General features: G+C 44.2%; 1 protein-coding gene. It reads right to left on the minus strand.

Annotated elements, in window-relative coordinates; translation table 11 throughout:
• Positions 1 to 906 precede the first annotated feature (906 nt).
• Positions 907 to 1,625 (minus strand): transposase (locus AKL11_RS26385; protein ID WP_253705294.1); only part of this gene is annotated, 719 nt, incomplete at its 5' end.

A 1,625-nucleotide genomic window follows, 5' to 3' on the forward strand; every position in this document is an offset into this window, starting at 1 on the left:
TTGAAGTGACTTTTCGCTTCCACACTGCGCCCTCCTTCTCCCACGTTACACTCATCGTCGAGTAGCCTGAGTCCTTCAACTCCTTTATTTTTGACGAATTACCACGGCTACTGGGTTCCATATTGTAAAGCTCTTTATGTTAAGGCTTGAAGTGTAGAGGAGAGGAGAGTATTAGAGTTGTTATCGGTGACAGATGAAAAATATAAAGGACATCCATAGATTACATCTTAATTTACAACGATATTTTTAATCGCCGTAAAGGGTTGACTCACTTTTGCTTCTAAAAGCACAAGCTTGTCACCCCTCCGGCACAGATCCGTACGTGCACTAATAATGCATACGGCTCCTACGACAAATCAGACACACTTTCGCATGATGGGATGCGGGCGAAGGCCCATAAATCCAAAACATAATGGAAGTAGATATTCGCCAGAAATAGCGAGATAACAGCCTCCTGTGGTGTTCCAGCCACTGCTTTGGAGTACCAGCCATTTGCCTGCGACTTCTGCTGAACCACAGTGACGGATTCCGTTTTGCTTTAGTATGCAGACGCAACGAGTAGAACAGGACAGCCATAAACTAAATGTCTACTTTGGCAGATAGATCCAGCTTGGTTCACCGTACCACAAAGGACTATAAGAGTTTGCTAAAGAAAGAATACAGGCTGGTGTTAATGAGAGTGATTAGTGTGGTCAGAAGGAAAATCGATCAACTTCAGATATAGAGAGGCACTGCCCGAAATTGAGCGTGTTATATAGAAGGATTAAGTTGAGCATCAGGTTTGAAATAGGCTAATGCTCGGTGTAACACCATGAAGCCACTGCATCCCGATCTGGCTGGCATAATCTCTAAGAGATGAGAGTTTTCCTACAGCCCGACGGAAGCGGTTATTCCAGCGCATGGTGTTCAGCTGTAATAGTTCAGCCACTCTTCCGGATCAATCCCCAAACGATCAAGCACACAAGGGACATCGCCTTCTATCTTTCCTCTCTTTCCTTTGTGAATAATACGACCAAACCAGTCCACCAGTTCAAAATAACAAGCAAGAGTATAAGGCAGTGCTTTATCCGGATTTTGCCCGGGAGCTTTAAAAGGTTTGAGGCAGCGGGGCTGTTTTTTCTTTTGATGACTTGAATAGGTATCGGCTCGTTCTTTTATGGAGGTATATTCAGAGTCTTTAGGAATTTTAGCCATTTTAGCTCTGACAGGGTTAAAGTCTACATAAGCCATACAAGTAAGGAGTGCGGCTTCATCAAGTAAAGCCTGGCTTTTGTAACGACCTTCCCAGAAGCGGCCTTTGCAACCATCTTCCTTATTCGCTTCACGGACAAGGTGCTCGTTCAGGCACCTCATGAACCAGCTAATGTCTTTTAAACGATGGCGGTATTCTTCTGAAAATTCTTCAACCTTTAGCAGACTTCCTTTATCCATAATTGCACCTGCCAGATAACGCTGAACAAGTACAGGACCAGAGAATAACTGAGTCCAGCGGGACAGCACCTCTTTTGTGTTCCAGGACTCGGCTTGTTCGCGGTTAATATGAAGAATGACATGATAGTGATTGGACATAACGGCATAGGCACAGATTTCAAGGGCAAAGATGCCTGATAAAATCTTCAGCCTAT

Origin of the sequence: Endozoicomonas ascidiicola (genome assembly GCF_001646945.1) — a bacterium.
Classification (GTDB): Bacteria; Pseudomonadota; Gammaproteobacteria; order Pseudomonadales; family Endozoicomonadaceae; genus Endozoicomonas; species Endozoicomonas ascidiicola.